This window comes from uncultured Psychroserpens sp. (assembly GCF_947492715.1).
Lineage (GTDB): Bacteria > Bacteroidota > Bacteroidia > Flavobacteriales > Flavobacteriaceae > Psychroserpens.
The window spans coordinates 958,291-976,419 of sequence record NZ_CANLNS010000001.1 but is presented as its reverse complement, the minus strand read 5'-3'; the positions used below and the strand labels follow the sequence as shown (position 1 = coordinate 976,419).

17 protein-coding genes are annotated in these 18,129 nt (G+C 33.9%); 5 read left to right on the top strand and 12 right to left on the bottom strand.

Features of this window, described 5'->3' with window-relative positions:
* Complete coding sequence (locus tag Q0787_RS04340; RefSeq protein ID WP_298901016.1) at positions 1-1,266, top strand: hypothetical protein; 1,266 nt, start codon at positions 1-3, stop codon at positions 1,264-1,266.
* A 12-nt stretch (positions 1,267-1,278) separates the two neighbouring features.
* Here the strand turns inward: Q0787_RS04340 and Q0787_RS04335 are convergent, their stop codons facing one another.
* The 11 genes from Q0787_RS04335 to hemA all read right to left on the bottom strand — a co-directional run bounded on the left by Q0787_RS04335 (position 1,279) and on the right by hemA (position 10,356).
* Positions 1,279-1,677, bottom strand: coding sequence for a hypothetical protein (locus Q0787_RS04335; protein WP_298901014.1), 399 nt, complete (start codon positions 1,675-1,677; stop codon positions 1,279-1,281).
* Entirely contained in the window at positions 1,674-2,069 is a 396-nt protein-coding gene (locus tag Q0787_RS04330; protein ID WP_298901013.1) for a cytochrome c, read from the bottom strand. Before Q0787_RS04330 ends, Q0787_RS04335 begins: the two co-directional genes overlap by 4 nt.
* A 3-nt stretch (positions 2,070-2,072) precedes the next feature.
* Positions 2,073-3,062 carry a porphobilinogen synthase gene (gene hemB / locus Q0787_RS04325; protein ID WP_298901012.1) on the bottom strand — a complete coding sequence of 330 codons (990 nt, stop codon included), beginning with the start codon at positions 3,060-3,062 and terminating at the stop codon, positions 2,073-2,075.
* 4 nt (positions 3,063-3,066) lie between these two features.
* Positions 3,067-3,837: a hypothetical protein gene (locus Q0787_RS04320; RefSeq protein ID WP_298901011.1), complete on the bottom strand. Its 771-nt coding sequence runs from the start codon at positions 3,835-3,837 to the stop codon at positions 3,067-3,069.
* A complete protein-coding gene (gene hemF / locus Q0787_RS04315; protein WP_298901010.1) occupies positions 3,838-4,740 on the bottom strand; it encodes an oxygen-dependent coproporphyrinogen oxidase in 903 nt (300 codons plus the stop codon).
* A 1-nt stretch (position 4,741) separates the two neighbouring features.
* On the bottom strand, positions 4,742-5,089 hold the full coding sequence (locus Q0787_RS04310; protein WP_298901009.1) for a 5-carboxymethyl-2-hydroxymuconate Delta-isomerase: 348 nt from the start codon (positions 5,087-5,089) through the stop codon (positions 4,742-4,744).
* 6 nt (positions 5,090-5,095) lie between these two features.
* The gene (locus Q0787_RS04305; RefSeq protein ID WP_298901008.1) at positions 5,096-5,632 is read right to left on the bottom strand and encodes a GNAT family protein; all 537 of its coding nucleotides are present in this window, start codon (positions 5,630-5,632) and stop codon (positions 5,096-5,098) included.
* Positions 5,629-6,396, bottom strand: a complete 768-nt coding sequence (locus Q0787_RS04300) for an EI24 domain-containing protein (protein WP_298901007.1) — start codon at positions 6,394-6,396, stop codon at positions 5,629-5,631. The genes Q0787_RS04305 and Q0787_RS04300 overlap by 4 nt, the downstream gene beginning before the upstream one ends.
* A gap of 17 nt (positions 6,397-6,413) precedes the next feature.
* On the bottom strand, positions 6,414-7,439 hold the full coding sequence (hemE, locus tag Q0787_RS04295) for a uroporphyrinogen decarboxylase (protein ID WP_298901006.1): 1,026 nt from the start codon (positions 7,437-7,439) through the stop codon (positions 6,414-6,416).
* An 81-nt stretch (positions 7,440-7,520) separates the two neighbouring features.
* Entirely contained in the window at positions 7,521-9,101 is a 1,581-nt protein-coding gene (gene hemC, locus Q0787_RS04290; protein WP_298901005.1) for a hydroxymethylbilane synthase, read from the bottom strand.
* Complete coding sequence (hemA, locus tag Q0787_RS04285) at positions 9,094-10,356, bottom strand: glutamyl-tRNA reductase (protein WP_298901004.1); 1,263 nt, start codon at positions 10,354-10,356, stop codon at positions 9,094-9,096. The genes hemC and hemA overlap by 8 nt, the downstream gene beginning before the upstream one ends.
* Positions 10,357-10,526: 170 nt before the next feature.
* On the opposite strand from hemA, the gene Q0787_RS04280 reads away from it, so the two are divergent.
* The gene (locus Q0787_RS04280; RefSeq protein ID WP_298901003.1) at positions 10,527-11,447 is read left to right on the top strand and encodes a helix-turn-helix transcriptional regulator; all 921 of its coding nucleotides are present in this window, start codon (positions 10,527-10,529) and stop codon (positions 11,445-11,447) included.
* On the opposite strand, the gene Q0787_RS04275 is transcribed toward Q0787_RS04280, so the two are convergent.
* Entirely contained in the window at positions 11,444-14,950 is a 3,507-nt protein-coding gene (locus tag Q0787_RS04275; protein WP_298901002.1) for a TraB/GumN family protein, read from the bottom strand. The genes Q0787_RS04280 and Q0787_RS04275 overlap by 4 nt on opposite strands.
* A gap of 150 nt (positions 14,951-15,100) precedes the next feature.
* Here Q0787_RS04275 and Q0787_RS04270 point away from each other — a divergent pair, with 150 nt between their 5' ends.
* Genes Q0787_RS04270 through Q0787_RS04260 form a run of 3 tightly spaced genes read left to right on the top strand, consistent with a single transcriptional unit; the run spans position 15,101 to position 18,094 of the window.
* Positions 15,101-15,703 (top strand): hypothetical protein, encoded by a 603-nt coding sequence (locus Q0787_RS04270; RefSeq protein WP_298901001.1) that lies wholly within the window; start codon positions 15,101-15,103, stop codon positions 15,701-15,703.
* Positions 15,704-15,710: 7 nt separating this feature from the next.
* The gene (gene hemH, locus Q0787_RS04265; RefSeq protein WP_298901000.1) at positions 15,711-16,742 is read left to right on the top strand and encodes a ferrochelatase; all 1,032 of its coding nucleotides are present in this window, start codon (positions 15,711-15,713) and stop codon (positions 16,740-16,742) included.
* The gene (locus tag Q0787_RS04260; protein ID WP_298900999.1) at positions 16,742-18,094 is read left to right on the top strand and encodes an MATE family efflux transporter; all 1,353 of its coding nucleotides are present in this window, start codon (positions 16,742-16,744) and stop codon (positions 18,092-18,094) included. The genes hemH and Q0787_RS04260 overlap by 1 nt, the downstream gene beginning before the upstream one ends.
* Positions 18,095-18,129: the final 35 nt, after the last annotated feature.

Sequence of the window (18,129 nt, the reverse complement as noted above, 5' to 3'; positions counted from 1 at the left end):
ATGAGAAATTTATTTTTTTTACTCTGCGGATTGTTTATAAGCTTGGCTAATTATGGGCAACAAGAGAATAAACAAGAAGTCTCTATAAACGATTTTACGTTTCAAAACACGACAGCACCCGCTTTTTTATTGCTTGATCAAACACCAACAGCTATTGAGAACCCTGAAAACATAGGAAGTTTGGCTACTTATTTATACAGTGGTTTTGACTCTGGTAATATAGCTATTGAGTCTAATTTATATTGGTGGTTTGTAAATAAAGAGAACACAGGAGAATCTTACGAAGCCTATAGGGGTTTTACCGAAAATAGTTTTGATCAAAATGGAGACATTGATAAATCTACGGCCAAAATTGATCCATTTAAAGGTGTTTCTACGAATACGTCTGTATCAATTGGCTATATAGATAAAAAGTTTAATGGCTTTGCTGAAGCGAAAAAGACATTTTCTATTGGGATACGATCTAATATTTTTAGTGTCTATGGTGAGGATAGAAGAACCGAATTAATTGAGGCTATTAATGGTATAAGAGGCAAGGTGAGTGGATCAACAGAGAAAGGGATAAGCGATCAAGATGTACTTAATTTTGAAAATGCGATCAATGGTCCTAATAGTAATCTTACCATGCCAGGAATAAATGTTTTAGAAGGCGGAGCTCAAGCTCAAAAGCCCTATTATGATTTGGCAAAAAATCAAGGTATAGATAGTAAAGTGGTTGACTATTATATGAAAGAAAGACTCAAAGTAATGAAGAATTTTTATTACAATAGGAAAAATATCAAACCTACATTTAGAGCCGATTTTGGTGCTGGTTATGGACTGTTATTTAATGATAATAATTTTTCATCGTCTTTAGATCGGTTTGCTGGGTGGCTAACTTTTGATTATTCAATAGATTTGGTTAAATCTAGTAACAGAGATGACAAGAGTAAAAATTACCTGCATTTATACGGTATTGCCAAATATGTTGATGACGGTTTCAATATAGGAGAGAATCAAATCCCATTTAGTAATGATTATTGGGATGTTGGTGGGAAAATAGAATTTGAATTTAAAAAAATTAAGTTTTCATACGAATATTTGAAACGAAGTGGAGACGATGATCAATATAGATCTGTCGGAAACTTTACATTCCATTATTCGAAAAAATTGAGTATTACAGGTGGTTTTGGAAAAGATTTTCCTGTAGATGATAATCTTGTGACCTTGTTAGGAATTAACTGGGGGATTAATCTTGGTGACGAGATAAAAAAACTCAAACAGTAGTAGTAAATAGATTTAATAGTCTATAGGAATCTGGTATATGAGATAGTCATAAATAGATTTAATTTTTTGTCTATTCATCTCAGAATATACCATACACTCAATACCAAAGTTGTTAACTCGCTCTCGTTTTTCGTTTCGAATAAATTGTTGAAACTCCTTGAGATTATAATCATGAATTCTCTTTTGTAAAAGAGGAGGGTCAACTATCACGTTTAATTTATGACATACGACGCAGTTAATCTCGAATTGCCGCTTACCTTCCAACTCGTTATCGGTCATTGAAGTGATTGGGTTATCAATAATTTTAGACTCTTGAAGCTGTGTATTTGATTTTGGGTTTTTTAAAACGACATAAGTAATGAAACCTCCTAGGACTATAATGATACCAAACAGGAATAGTTGTTTTTTCATCTGGAATGATCTGTATATTTTAAGATATCTAGGATGTCTTCGTTGGTTAAATTTTTGAAAACCATGCAGTTGTTATCGTAGTCTTTATTTATTATAGCTGTCTTTTCTCCATGCAAAAATTTGATTATAGTTAACGAATCATATTTTTTACCTACACCTTTTAGCGCAGGACCAGTCATTACTCTATATAAGCTGTGACAAGCGGCGCAATTAGTATTGAAAAGTGATCGCCCTTCTAAGCCAGATTCGTTAAAACCTGAAGTGCCACACGCCCCTTTTCTAATATCTTCTGTAGCACAACCAAGATTGGTTTCTTGGTTTTTTAAAACAAAATATGTCAAAAGGCTTCCTAAAAGGATAATAAAAGACGCTATATAAAGAATACGTTTCAAAAGTTAGTACAATAACTTCACAACATCCTTAGCAAAATAACTAGCTATAATATCTGCTCCTGCACGTTTAATAGCAGTAATTTGTTCTAACATTACGGCATCGTGATCTAACCATCCTTTTTCGGCAGCCGCTTTAAGCATGGCATATTCTCCAGAAACCTGATACACAGCAACAGGAACCTCTACTTCATTTTTAATATCTCGAACAATATCTAAGTAACACAAGCCTGGTTTAACCATAACAATATCTGCACCTTCATCAATATCCATTTCGGTTTCTTTGAGTGCTTCAAAGCGGTTTGCGAAATCCATTTGATAGGTTTTTTTATCCTTAGGAATATCTTTTATATCTGCAGGTGCCGAGTCTAGTGCATCACGAAAAGGGCCGTAGAAAGCAGAAGCATATTTTGCAGAATAACTCATAATACCAGTATCTGTAAAACCATCATCTTCAAGAGCTTCTCTTATCGCTAAAATTCGACCATCCATCATATCGCTTGGCGCCACAAAATCTGCTCCAGCTTGAGCATGAGACAGGCTCATTTCGGCTAAGACATCAACAGTATCATCATTAATAATTTGACCATTAGCAATAATACCGTCATGACCATAAGACGAATAAGGATCTAAAGCAACGTCTGTCATAACTAACATTTCAGGGCATACGTTTTTAACAGTTTTGATGGCACGTTGCATAAGTCCGTTTGGATTTAAAGCCTCTGTTCCTTTATTATCTTTTAAGTTGTCAGGAACTTTTACAAACAAAAGCACAGATTTTAGGCCTAGTGCCCAAAGCTCTTTTACTTCATGTTCTAATAAATCTAAACTATAGCGATAATAATTTGGCATAGAAGCAATTTCTTGCTTAATCCCTTTTCCTTCTACAACAAATAGAGGGACCAAAAAGTCGTTTGGTGAAATAATGGTCTCGCGAACTAAACTTCTAATTGCATTGTTAGTTCTTAATCTTCGGTTTCGTCTTAATGGATACATAGTTTTAATCTAAATTTCTTATAAATTTTTCCTCGTTGATATAAACATCATCTTCACCTTGTTGATCAAATGGGTTTTCTAAATGTGATTGGATATTATCTAAAGCCACCAAAATAACACTAAACATGATAGGTACAGCATATTGTAGACCGAAACTGTAGCTCGTTACATTATGCGCAAAGTGAGGGCCATAAATTATAGGTAAAATAACAATGAATATATCACTATAGGTTCTGAGTGTTCTTGGAGTTCTATACTGATAAATGTGCTTGATGCGTTCAAAAGAAATCATCATTTTACTTAAAAATTGGTTAGAACGTGATGCTTCACCAGATGGTAAACCATGAGATCGCATGCTTTTGATAAACTTTGATAAACCTTCAAAACTCGCATAAACGGCTTTTTCGTTTTCTTCGAGTTCATTTATTGGATTATTAAATACATGTTTACAAGAGTTTAAAAGGTTTTTAAGATGGGTCTTTAATTCATCTTTTAACTCCTGAGGTGGGTTTTCTAGCCAATCGGAAACAGCAAAATACAGTGCACGACCATGCGCTTTTATAGAGCCGTATTCATCTAATGCAACTTCACGACGTTTATAGGCGCCGCCAATAGAGAATACAATTGGAAATACGATAGCAGTACCAATAAGTGTTAATGGAAAATCGGCTTTGATTTCAAAATGCAAACAAAATGCTGTTGAAGCTATGGCCAAGCCTGTGATAACAAATGTTTTCCAATTGATAATTAAAAATACGCGACTTAATAGTTTCATTTATACCCAGTTTTTAGGTTGTTTTAATACGTTAATTAATTCTTCTTCATTGCTGCCTGGTTCTGGGTGGTGATCATATACCCATTGAACGTGAGGAGGTAAACTCATTAAGATACTTTCAATTCTTCCATTCGTTTTTAAGCCAAACAAAGTACCTTTATCATGTACCAAATTGAACTCAACATAACGCCCACGACGAATTTCTTGCCAATCGCGTTGTGCTTTGTTGTAGTCTAAATCTTTACGTTTTTCAACGATAGGCACATAAGCCTCTAGGAAACTATCACCAACTTCCGTGACAAAATCATACCAGTTTTGCATTGACATGTCGCTGGTGGCTTTGCAATAATCAAAAAACAAACCACCAATACCGCGACCTTCATTACGATGCGAATTATAGAAATACTCATCACATCTGGCTTTATAAGTTTCGTAGAAATTGTTATTGTGATGATCACAAGCCGTTTTACAAATTTGATGAAAATGAATGGCATCTTCTTCAAATAAATAATAAGGAGTGAGATCTTGCCCACCACCAAACCATTGATCTACAATATTACCGTCTTGATCATACATTTCAAAATAGCGCCAATTGGCATGAACAGTTGGGACCATTGGGTTTTTAGGATGAAGCACTAAACTTAACCCACAGGCAAAAAAATTGGCATCTTCTACACCAAAATAGGTTTGCATAGAATCAGGCAACTTACCATGAACACCAGAAATATTAACACCTCCTTTTTCAAAAACATTTCCATGTTCTATAACGCGAGTTCTTCCGCCACCACCTTCAGGGCGTTTCCAAATATCTTCTTGAAATTTAGCCTTTCCATCAATAGCTTCCAACTTTGAAGTAATCGTATCTTGTAGCTCGTGAATGTAATTGAAGAATGTATCTTTCATATTAAACCATTGTTTTGTTAAAGTAGGTTGATTTTTCAAAATCTCTAATATTAACAGCTATAAAATCGATAGTTGGAAATATGACTTTAAGCTCTTTTATGATGAGTTTAGACAGTTGATTTTTTTGATCTGTTGTTCTTCCTTCCATAATGTTAGAAAAGACATGAATAAAATCTTGTTGTTTTCCTCCAACGATATAGTTTTCCTTAAAAGGATTTAATCTCACTTTGATATCACTTTCATCAAATAATCCAGATTTAGTCGCACATTGATGTACTGTCAGAAGTGTTTTTTCTGGGCTATTTAATTTTAAAACATTTTCAGAACAATCTATCACAAAATGCGGCATAGTTAATTATTTATACAATTCATAAAGCTCCATATCTAAAGGTTGTTCACCAGGTGGAGTAAATTCGTTTTCAAGCGTTTTTTGCCATTTAAAATCATTTCTTTCAGCTACTTTTACACTAGGGATGTTGTTCTTATTAACAATGATTTGAAGTGTGTTTAATTTTAAAGTATCAAAAGCGTAGGTTGATAATAACTTTATGGCTTTAGACATAAGTTGTTGCCCAGTAAAAGGATATCCAACACAGTAAGCAAACTCACCTTGTTTTTTCTCCCAATCTAACTCTTTAATATATATAACAGCTGCCAATTCTCGAGTTTCGGTATGTTTAACAGTGAATAAAAACTCTTCTCTGCTTTGAAATAATTTGGTCTTTTTGTCAACAAAAAGTTGAGATAAGGTAGGGTTTAGATTTTGCTCTAATGTCTTAGGGAAATAGCGTTTTAAACGATCGGCATTGGCCACCATAAAGTTGCAAATTTTCCAAACATCACCTTGATGTATTGGGTTGATTTCAAAACCGTCAAATCCCCCAATCATCATACAATCGTTTTGTGTTCGGGAAGCAAATTATCTTGTTGAATGAGTTTTACAGTTTTCAACGATGCTGCTGTAACACTCATAGGTAACACCAAAATAATACCTACAACAGGAATCAATAAGAAGAGCATAAAAACAATGCCATTACCAATAGCAACTCCTCTATGTTTTCTAACAAAACTAATGCTCTCCCTATATTTATAATGTCGTTCTAAAGTATAGTCCATATTACCAAAACCAGCATAATATGCTTGCAGTAAGAATAAAAGAACGGTTGAAAAAATATTAATTACAGGTATGAATTTTAGCAACAAGAGAGGGATGGTAAATAACAACTCCTTTCCTAAGTTTCGTAAATTTATTCTAATACCTCTCCATAGCTGTTCGCGAGATGAAGTATTTCTATGGTTGTGTTTTTCTATACCAGTTAAATGTGCTTCTATTTTTTCTGAAACCGGACTCATAAATGGCGCAGATAGTGCCATTATGATATGCTTATAGAGAATTAATCCTACCACTAAAATCACAATACCACCAATAAATGTGGAAATAGAAGTGAAGGTTTCTTTACCAAAATCCCAAGGCCAAATTTTAGCAATAAAGTCTCCTATATTATCTGATAGTCCATATGCCGATAACCCAATAACTGCTGCGGTAATTACACTAATAGCAATTGGAATGAAAAAGAATTTCCAAAGATTTAACTTAGAGATTAATGCTAGAGAACCAGCATATGCTTGTATACCTTGTGAAATATTCTTTATCATTTTTTAGTTAAATGAAATTAAGGTTGATATTCTTTTACAGCATCAATAAATGCTTTGGCATTATCTAACGGGATGTTAGGTAAAATTCCATGACCTAAATTTACAATATATTTATCCTTACCAAACTCATTAATCATTTGGTGAACCATTTTTTTAATTTCTGAAGGCGGAGAGAACAATCTCGTAGGGTCGAAATTTCCTTGTAAGGTAATATTTCCACCTGTTAAATAACGTGCATTTCTTGCAGAACAAGTCCAGTCTACACCTAAAGCAGACGCCCCAGACTTTGCCATTTCACCGAGTGCAAACCAACACCCTTTACCAAAAGCAATAACAGGTGCATCATCTTTTAACGCATCGATAATTTGTTGAATGTATTGCCAAGAAAACTCCTGATAATCAACAGGAGATAGCATACCACCCCAAGAATCGAACACTTGTACAGCATTACAACCTGCTTTTACTTTTTCTTTCAAATAAGCAATAGTAGTATCTGTAATTTTTTGTAATAATTGATGAGCAGCTATAGGATTAGTAAAGCAAAACTCTTTGGCTTTATCGAAATTTTTACTGCCTTGTCCTTGGACACAGTAGCATAAAATAGTCCAAGGTGATCCAGCGAAGCCAATTAATGGAATTTCATCATTAAGTTTTTCCTTGGTAGCTTTTATAGCGTCATAGACATAATTTAAGGCTTCCTTTACATCTGGAACAATAACATTATCAACATCTTTTTGAGAACGCACAGGATTTGGTAAATAGGGCCCAAAATTAGGTTTCATTTGTACCTCGATATTCATAGCTTGTGGGATAACTAAAATATCACTAAACAGAATGGCGGCATCCATACCATATCGTCTAATAGGCTGAACGGTTATTTCACTAGCTAACTCAGGTGTTTGACAACGTGTAAAGAAATCGTATTTAGCTTTGATTTCCATAAATTCAGGAAGATATCGACCTGCTTGACGCATCATCCATACTGGTGGGCGTTCTACGGTTTCTCCTTTTAATGCTCTTAAAAATAAGTCGTTTTTTATCATAGTTTTTTTCCTAGTTAGTACTGAAGTAGGTGTAATGAACAATGCATTTTAGAAGGCTTACAAATTAACACCACAACCTTCCTACTTTATATAATTCTCATTTACAAGCTCAATAACACTTTCAACGGTAGGTACTCTTGCGATTCTAACATCGTCAAAATGTTTACTGGCTTCTTTAGCTGTGGTTTCGCCAATACAGAATGCTATGGTGTTACCGCTAAGATTTTCTTGCTTATAACTTTGAACGGTAGATGGGCTATAAAACATGACACCTTGTACTGATTCATTAATTTTTACCGGATCGTATTTGGTTTCATATGCGGTTACCTCATTAACTGTAATATTGTTTTCTTCTAATATGGTTGGTAATTCATCTAAACGAATATCACTACAAAAATAAGTGGCTTCGGTACCATTAATGTGTTCAACTAAATATTTGGCCAGGTTTTTCGAGTTGTTTTCGGTGTGTGTCACCTTTCCTATTTTACGTTCTGTTAAACGTTTTGTACGCCTTCCAACACAGTAGATATTCTCAAATTGTAATTCTTGTGACGCAAAATTCATTAGCAATGCTTCTACCGCATTTTTACTGGTAATAATGACGTTTTTAGGCATTGGTTTTAAGACCTTAGGCGTCATACGATTCAAACTTATTTTTATAAAATCTGAGCTTTCCGAAACAACGTTATTGTGAAACAACTGCCTTTGGTCATCGGTTAAGGATTTGGTAGAGTAGATATTAACATCTTTAGATGATTTTTTTAAATCATCCATTAAACGTTTTCCACCGCGTTCAATTATAAAGTCGGCACCAAATTGCGCTAATTCGTCATGTTTTCCTAGTGGGACAGTACGTTGAACTTCTATTTTTTTGCTTCCATCAAGACTTAGTAAAACCCCTTGGAAGTGTACTTCTTCATTTTTAATAAATGCGAGAGCTCCAATTGGGGCTGAGCATCCTCCTTCTAAAAGATTTAGGAATTTGCGCTCTATTGTTGTACAGATTTCGGTCTCTTCATGATTAATTTCGGCGCAAATGGCTCTAATGTCTTCGTCATTTTCAGGAGCAGTAATCATAATAGCACCTTGAGCAGGAGCAGGAAGCATCCAATCGAGATTAAACGATTGTTCTGGTTTTAAGCCAATACGTCCAAGACCAGCAGCAGCAAAAATAGCGGCGTTCCAATTATTGTCTTCTAGCTTTTGTAATCGAGAATTTACATTTCCGCGTAAATCTACCAAAGTATGCGTTGGATAACGATTTAACCACTGTGCTCTTCTGCGCAAACTACCTGTTGCAATAACTGCATCACGTTGCGATAAAAACTCTTCGTTGTTTTTATAAACAAGACAGTCTTTAACGTTGCCGCGCTTTAAAACAGCCGCTTGTACGATACCTTTTGGTAGTAGAGTAGGGACGTCTTTAAGTGAATGAACGGCAATATCAATATCTTCATTTAGCATAGCGATATCTAGGGTTTTGGTGAATACACCAGTAATTCCTAGTTCATAGATAGGCTTGTTAAGGACTAAATCTCCTGTAGATTTTACAGGAACCAACTCTGTTTTATGACCTAAATGTTCAAGTTGACTTTGTACTGTTTTGGCTTGCCATAGTGCAAGTTCACTATCGCGCGTTCCAATTCTAATTGTTTTAGGCATTGTTTGTAGTTGTTTCGAGTTGAAACACTTTTTTTATGAGTTCAAGGCTGTCATCTGTTGAGACGTCATCACCTTTTAAATGATGTGCAAAATGATTGGTTATTTTTTGAATGATATTGTTACTTATTAACTCGGCTTGCGCTTCATTGAAGTCATTCATTTTTTTGCGTTGTGTATCCAATTCGGCGGTAGCAAAATCGGTTAACTTATGTTTTAACGCCTTAATAGTTGGTGCAAATTTTCGAGTAGCTAACCAAGCGTTGAAATCGGTTTTAATATCTTCAATAATGTTTTCGGCAACAGGAATATGTGCTTTTCTACGCTCTAAAGTTTCATCTGTAATTTGAGATAAATCATCTAAGTGTACCAGTGTGACATTTCCTAAGTCTGTAACGTTGTTATTTACGTTCTTCGGGATGGACAAATCTAAAATCAATAAAGGTCTAGATGTTTGTATACAATGCTTGTCGACTGTTGGATTTTGAGCTCCAGTGGCGACAATTAGAATGTCAGAATTATTAATTTCTTCCTGTAGATTTGCATAATCTCTAACAAGAACATTAAATTTCCCTGCAATAGCTTCGGCTTTATCCTTTGTTCTATTGATTAAGGTGATATGTTCGTTCTTCGTATGTTTTACTAAATTTTCACAAGTATTTCGGCCAATTTTACCAGTTCCAAAGAGTAAAATATTCTTTTCTGAAACCTGATTAATCGATTTCATGATGTATTGAACCGAAGCAAATGATACAGAGGTTGCACCCGAAGAAATATCGGTTTCGGTCTTAATGCGTTTTGAAGCCTGAATAACAGCATTCACCAAACGTTCAAGAAATGGATTAAACAATTGATGTTTTTTTGACAGTCTGGCACTAACTTTCAACTGACTAATAATTTCGAAATCACCAAGAATTTGACTGTCTAAACCACAACCAACTCTAAAAATATGAGAAATTGCATCACGGTTTTTATAGACATAAGCCACATTTTGAAATTCTTCAACAGTACCTTTAGTGTTGTCACATAATAATTGAATAAGTTGGAAAGGGTGTTGTGCAAAACCATAGATTTCGGTTCTGTTACATGTAGAGGTCACAATTAAACTTTCAATACCATTTTGTTTGGCTTGTTCTAAAACATTAACCTTAGACGTTTCATCCAAACTAAAATGACCCCGTATTTCGGCATCAGCTTTTTTATAGCTGAGACCAATTGCATAAAATGTTGTGCCTTTAGACATATTGTAGTGCTCCATACCTGATTTGGAAAATTACGTTAGCAAAAATAAAAAGGTCAGGCGAAAAAAAACAACGCTAGAAGAACTTTAAGTATCGTTTGTGGTTTTTTAAAGTCATTTCTTAATATTATATGATAAATATCATACTTTTGTAGTCATATCAAGCCTTTAAAACTTATTAGTTTAGAATGAATCTAAATAACAATAAAAATAATACCGATTTTTCAGGTTCAAAAAACATCGCTAGAGGTTCATTTAATGAAACAAGATTAGATGATGGGTTTTTCATACTTACTCATCAAAATGAGGAGCATCATATTCAAACTCTTGAACGTGAGATTGATAGCAGCTTTATTCAATTTCATTTTTGTATTAAGGGCTCTAGTGAGTTTATTTTCAACCAAGGTAATTACCGATTGAAAATGGAAGAAGAAAACTCGTTGTTGCTTTATAATCCACAACGTGATTTGCCAATTCATTTAGAAGTGCATCCTAATTCTTGGCTTGTTTCTGTTATTGTATCTATCAAAAAGTTTCATGGTTTGTTTTCACAGGAGGCCGATTATATTACGTTTTTGAGTGAAGACAATAAGGATAAAAAGTATTATAAGGATGGGAAAATTTCGCCTTCCATGGCGATTGCGCTTAATCAGCTTGTTAATTATAATTTAAACTCGTCTATTAAAACTCTTTATTTTAAAGGCAAGGCTTTAGAATTGTTGAGTCTATATTTTAATAGAAGCGAGGATGCAGATATAGAGCAATGCCCATTTCTTGTTGATGAGGCCAATGTTATCAAAATACGACAAGCCAAAGACATAATTATTGCGCGTATGGCTGAACCTCCCACACTTCAAGAACTTTCTGAAGAAATAGGGTTGAGTCTTAAAAAACTAAAAGAAGGGTTTAAACAAATTTATGGAGATTCTGTATTTAGTTTTTTATTTGATTATAAAATGGAAGTTGCAAGAAAACTTTTAGAGGCTGGAGATAACAATGTAAATGAGGTGGGCTTAAAAGTTGGATATAGCACGTCTAGTCATTTCATTTCTGCATTTAAAAAGAAGTATGGCACAACTCCTAAAAAGTATCTCATGGCTCTGGGTTAAAAATCTAAATCCATTCCTCCTAAATAATCCTCGTTATTAATGCTAACACGTTTTCGAGTTTTATGTTTAATTAGAAGCATCACGTCATCTATGATATCCTCTTCGGAAGTTCCGTTATTAATAAAGCGTCCACTGTTTCGTGAGGTGTAGTATGGCTCTACATTATAGCGTTCACCTTTAGGGGTTTCAAAAGCTATAAAATGTAAATAAGAAGATTCTCTTGATTCATTAACTCTAGTTCTTTTATAAATATAAACAATTAGTGCTTTTTTGGTGTCTGTGTTTAACTGCCTTTTTTCCAACAATACAATAGAATCTTTCGTTTTGATACTATTATTGTTGGTTATTAATCCAGATTTGGCATAAGTGTCTAAGTCAATTTCTTTAAGAATATTGGTCGTTAATAGCTTTAGAAAGTGCAATTTAGCAACTAACATGGCCTGTGCTTTTTCGTTATCAATGGTTTCTGCTTTCAGGGCATTTGGAATCACCTCTCGCTCTTTCTTTAGAAGTGCATAGTAGGTTGTTAAAGCATGTACATTTTTACTAAGGATAAGTTTGTCATAGAAAGCAGCAACAGATTTTTCCTTTCTAAAAGGAAACAGAAGTTTCGTGTAGCCTTCAAGCATATCATTTTCATCAAACCTAGAGTACTTGCTTTTATTTAAACTTCGTTTAATCTCAATTTTAGCATCGTTAATAAGTTGCTTTTTTGCAGATTTATAGATTTTTGGTTTTACTATATTACTGTCTAAAAGTTTTACTAATAATCCATAAACAGGCTTTTTATATTCTTCAATAGATGCGTATTGTAAGATATCAGGATATAACTGTTTCATAACTTTTAACGAATCGGAACTGATATTGTAAATACTGAAACCAGAATATCTACTTCCTAATGGAATATCTATTTGCATGAGTTCTTTTATTAAGTCATTAGAAGACTTTGAACTTCTAGATAACAACCCGTTTATAATCCTGTTTTGAATAGAAGGCTTAGCATAAGAATCTTCATATAAACGCTTTATAAGACCTATGGTTGATTGGCTTTTATCTATTTTAATAAGTTGTCCAACCAAATAGGTTTTTATATTTTCTTTATCTTCAGGAAACTCATGAGTTTCTAAGATATTCTTAATTGTTGAAGCATGAGTTTTATTGAATTTTAATTTAGTATACCCTTTAAAAACGATACTATCATTGGCCTTAAGTGCTTCAAAAAATGTAGCTGTTTTATCGGCAAAAATGTCTTTCCCAAGTAAAGAATCCATTGGTGTAAATGAATCATAGAATTCAGTTATAAATTTTGAAGGTTCTCCAATACTATCTTTGAGCGTGGATAATCTAAAAAGTGTGCCTTTTTTTTGAATGTACTTAACAAGAATTTCTTTACTGCTCAGAGAATCGCGATATTTAAAGGTATAAATGTTGTTACCATTTTCGGTATAACGTTTTTCATCATGAACCGAAAAAGAACTTCGGTTTCTGTAGTAATTGTTTCTTCGTTTTTTGGAAAGGCTATTCCATAAGCTATCAACATTTTCATACATTTTTAGGTCATGAAATTTGGTTCTAGATACGGCAATTTCTTCATTAGATTTTGAAACGAAAGTATTACGCTTTATTACCTGATCATAAGGCTTATTATTTCGCATTCTATAGCCCATAAACACCAAAGGAGCCTTTGTGGTTGAGTTTGCCTTAAACAGAAGTGTGGTGTCTGTAATTGTTTTGAAATTTTCATACGTTGCTGTATTAACTTTAAACGAATCAAAATATGACTTGGCTTTATCTTCTGTAGAACCAGCATAACCAAGGAGATAATAACTCCCATCTTTAACAACAGATTTTAACCATATTTTTTTATGATGTACTGAGTCAATTTCTGCAGAAGACACATAACTACTATAGGTTCCTTTTTGAAAAGCCCCTTCAATTTCTTCAATTTCTAGTTCTTTATAAAAATTGGTATGAATAAACTGGGCTTCAAAATCGTCCTCCTCAATGTAACTAGTATCATGATTGGGAGATTCTTGAAAAAAGTAATAATCAGTACCTACATACCCTTGTATTGATTTTTTACCTGGATTTTTTAAGTTATCTGTAATGTAATATTTCGGAAAATTAAAAGTGTATTTTTTAAATGGATCTTTAAAATTGGCGTATTCTAAAGATTCTGACTTAAACTTTATGGAGTTAAAAATTTCTTCATGATAATTAAGTACAAAGTCCTTTTTTCCTCCAAATTTCACTACAATAATTTCTAAAGGTGTTTTGTATATATGATACTTTTGATAATCGCCTTTCTTTGTTTTGTTTAAGATGCTAATACCAGGAAAAGGGAGATCAAACTCTTTTTTTTCAATGATATCACCAGGGATATCTTCATATAGTAGGTTTTTAATATAGTCAAGACTTACTTTTTCTTTTTCGCTCGGCAAATATTCAAAAGTGCTTAACCTATTAATTGTTAGATAAGCACCATTAGTCATGTCTGGGGCTATATAATATTTTACGCCATTAAAAGTAAACTCTCTTAGTTTGTCAAAACTTTTGATTTCAATAAATTGATCTGGAGTAGAATGGTAAGAAAGTTCTGGTTTGGTAAATAAATTTTCGAGTTTTTCTTTTTCATTTTTCGCAAAATCGGTTTGTTTTGAGGTTAATGCCTTTACTGTATACCCTCTATCTCTTAGCATTTGAAGCATTCCTTTTTCACCTGCTAAGTGGGCTGCACCAACACCAGAAAAGACAGATTTTTTATGCATTAATGAATCCAAAACAACAACCATATTTTCATTACGCTTAAAAAGCATATGTTCTCTATAAAAAGGTGTATTGGTAGCCGATCCTATAGAGTCTAGCAAAGCAATATTACGCTCGCGATATACATTTTCTTGAAGTAAATAAGGGTTTTCGGTTTTTAAAAGCTTGCTAAACCAAGCATCTGGTTTCTCTTTAATAGGGTTATAAGCGGCTTTAGTAGTTAAAAATCTAGATTCATTTATGTCTTCTAAACCAACAATTGGTTTGCTATTTTTCTTTCCAGCCTGAAAAATAAACATATCAAGATAAGTCTCTTCTTCGAAATTATCGGAAAAGGAGTTTTTTCTATATAAGTAACCATTAATCAAGTTATTGTCAAAACGTATGATGTTTCTCACCATGAGCTCATCGACAGGCTTAAGCCCAAATAGCCTCGAATAGAAATTACTAGAGTAAGACCCATCGAGATCATTATATCTCATGCTTAAATCTTCATAAGAGTTTTCTAACCATTGTGTTGGGTCAGATTCTAAAGCAACACATTCGCTTTTTTCTAGAGCTTCGTAAAAGACATCGTCTAGTCTAAAGGCAACCTTTTTACTTACATGCATTGTACCGTAGATATAGGAGTTTTTAGTCAAACCATTACCAGAAATCTCCCAAAGCAAACTATTATCTTGAGCGAAACCTAATACAGTAAAAAAGGTGATTAAAGCGGAAAGTATTATTTTTTTCATAAAGATTAATTAGAAACGTAAATATAAAATAAGATAGGAAGTACTAAAAATTAAAATGAGTAAACCCATCTTTTTATATAGTGAACGTCCAAATATTCTGTCTATTATGAAATACTGTCGTATTTTTGCAAAAACAAATTAAAATATATTATGAAATTATTTTCAACAGTAGTACTAGTCGTTTTGTTTACACTTTCTGGCTTTGCTCAATCGCACAAAGAAGAGATTACTAAGAATGCAGAGACCTATTACGAGTATATGACAAATCAAAACTTTGATGGCGTATTAGATTATATGTATCCAAAAGTGTTTGATAAGTTATCTAGAGAACAAATGAAATTAGGAATGGAGCAAATGTTTAATTCTCCTGAAATGAAAATAGAATTTGTATCGAATAAAGTCACGGATGTCTCAGATAAGATGGACGTTGAAGACATTACTTATGCAGCTGTATTTTATAATAGCAAAATGAGGATGACATTTATTTCTGAAAAAGATAAACCAGAAGAAGAACAAAAAAGCTTCTTAGAATTTATGTCTGGTATTATGAAAACTCAATTTGGAGAAACAAATGTAACTTCCGATTTAAAAACGTTGTCATTGCTTGTTAATATGGATGCCAATATGTTCGCTATAAAAGACCCAAAATATAAAGGATGGAAATTTATTGGTAATGATGATGCCATGAAAGAATTAGTAGATTCTATCATCCCAGAAAGTATAAGAACAAAACTTTTAAAGACTAAAGACTAAAGAATTCATGAAAGGAGTCTTACTCGTTAATTTAGGTTCTCCTGATAGCCCAGAACCTAAAGATGTAAAAAAGTATCTAGGTGAATTTTTAATGGATGAACGCGTTATTGATGTACCACTTTGGGCAAGAACCTTACTTGTTAAAGGTATTATTCTAAATACAAGGCCTAAAGCATCAGCAGCAGCCTATCAAAAAATTTGGTGGGAAGAAGGATCGCCTTTAATTGTCATTTCAGAACGACTTCAAGATGCTATCCAAAAACAAACAAATGTACCTGTTGGTTTAGCAATGAGGTATGGTAGTTTGACTATTAAAAAAGGACTCCAAGAATTGGTGGACAAAGGTGTGGATGAGGTGTTTTTAATTCCGCTATATCCACAATTCGCCATGGCAACAACAGAAACCATATTGGTGCTAGCCGAAGAGGTTAGGAAAGCTCATTTTCCGAAGTTAACGATTAGCGACTTACCTGCATTTTATAATAATACAGATTATATTGATGTGCTTTCCAATTCTATTTCAAAGCATTTAAATGGGCAAGACTACGAGCATCTTTTGTTTTCATATCATGGTGTTCCAGAACGTCATATTAGAAAAAGTGATGTTACAAAATCACATTGTAAAATTGACGGAAGCTGTTGTGCAACACCATCTCCTGCTCATCAATTTTGCTATAGGCATCAATGTCTTGAAGTTACACGCTTAATAGCTGAAAAGTTAAACTTAAAAGAGGGAACTTACTCCACGTCATTTCAATCGCGTCTAGGGTTTGATCCATGGCTACAGCCTTATACAGACAGAACCATAGAACGCTTAGGTAAAGAAGGGATTAAGAAGATGGCCATAGTCACTCCCGCGTTTGTAAGTGATTGCCTTGAAACCCTTGAAGAGATTGCGATGGAAGGTGAAGAGATTTTTCATGAAATGGGAGGGAAAGAGTTTACTACAGTTCCTTGTTTAAACGATGATCAAGAATTTGTTGACTTATTATCTAAATGGATTAACGCTTGGGTGTCGCTTGAAACGACTACTGCTTAATGGCTAAAGTATCATCACAAGATTTAGGGACTCAGCCCATTGGCAAATTGTTAATTAAGCAAGCCGTCCCAGCATCAATAGGAATCTTAGTGATGTCCCTTAATATTTTGGTTGACACCATTTTTGTAGGGCAATGGATTGGTTCTACTGCTATAGCTGCTATTAATGTTGTACTTCCAGTATCCTTTTTTATTGCTGCTCTCGGGATGGCAATAGGTGTTGGTGGCTCGTCTATTATTTCTAGAGCTTTAGGTGCAAATAATAAGATCAAAGCCCTAAAAACCTTTGGGAATCAACTTACGTTAACCTTTATTTTTACAGTGTCTTTTGCCATATTCGGCTTATATTTTGTAGATACGCTTATTCCTGCCTTTGGAGGAAAAGGAACCATTTTTGATCCGGCAAAAATCTATTACGAAATCATACTTTATGGTGTTCCTGTTTTAGGGTTTGTTATGATGGGTAATAACGTCATTAGAGCTGAAGGTAAACCAAAATTCGCCATGTATGCCATGTTAATTCCGTCTATCGGAAACTTAGTATTTGATTACATTTTTATTAATGTATTAGAATTAGGAATGGCTGGTGCGGCATGGGCTACTACAGGATCTTATATTGTATCTTTTATATTTATACTATGGTATTTTCTGTCACGTAATTCTGAATTAAAAATTAATATCTCGCATTTTAAATTAGAAAAAACAATAGTTTCAGAAATAGGCTCCTTGGGCTTCGTTACGCTTGCTAGACAAGCGGTAGTGAGCGTTACGTTTTTACTTGTTAATAACGCATTATTTAATTTTGGAGGAGAAACTTCGGTAACAGCGTACGCCATAGTAGGGCGTATGAGCATGTTTGCATTATTTCCTGTTTTTGGCATTACTCAAGGGTTTATTCCTATAGCTGGTTATAACTATGGTGCCCAGCAATATCAACGTGTTAAAGAGGTTATTTATACAGCAATTAAATATGCAACGGTTCTGGCAGCCATCGTTTTTGTTAGTTTAATGGTCTTTCCTGAGATTATTACGAAATGGTTTACAACAGATTTAGATGTCATCAAGGTGGCCCCTAATAATATGCGCTGGACATTCGCTGCAGTTCCTATTTTGGCTTTACAGCTTATTGGAGCAGCATATTTTCAAGCCATTGGAAAGGCCTTGCCAGCCTTAATTCTCACACTCACAAGGCAAGCGATTTTCTTCATTCCTCTAATGTATATACTGCCAAATTTTTTCGGTGAATTAGGAATTTGGATAGCATTTCCAATTTCAGATGTACTATCAACTATCGTAACGGCTTTCTTCTTAAGACGCGAGGTGAAGTTAAAATTGGATAAGACGACGGCTTAATATTTTTTTATGCTTATTTTTAAAGCTACTAACAA